Origin of the sequence: Rhizobium ecuadorense (genome assembly GCF_001187535.1) — a bacterium.
Taxonomy (GTDB): Bacteria; Pseudomonadota; Alphaproteobacteria; order Rhizobiales; family Rhizobiaceae; genus Rhizobium; species Rhizobium ecuadorense.
The window spans coordinates 1-235 of the sequence record NZ_LFIO01000480.1 but is presented as its reverse complement, the minus strand read 5'-3'; the positions used below and the strand labels follow the sequence as shown (position 1 = coordinate 235).

The 235-nt window shown below is 61.7% G+C and carries 1 protein-coding gene; it reads right to left on the bottom strand.

Going from position 1 to position 235, the window contains the following annotated elements; genetic code table 11:
* On the bottom strand, nt 1-235 hold a 235-nt coding region (locus AF337_RS11495; protein ID WP_152970990.1), incomplete at both ends, for a hypothetical protein.

Genomic DNA, 235 nt, shown 5'->3' with positions numbered 1-235 from the left:
GGAGGCGTCGCAGTGCTCAACTCCCATGGACGGGTCGCCGGCGTCGTCGCAGCCACCCAGCCATTGTCGTAGATGGCGCGGTTGCCGAGCATCTCGAAATATTGCGTCGTGTGCCGGGTGGCAGCGTCGACATTTGCCTTATCCCATGTGTACATCATGCTCACCCCTTCGATGGGGCGTTGCTCGATGCCGTTGATTGTCTGAGGCGTCGGGATGCCGGTCGCTTCGAGGATCG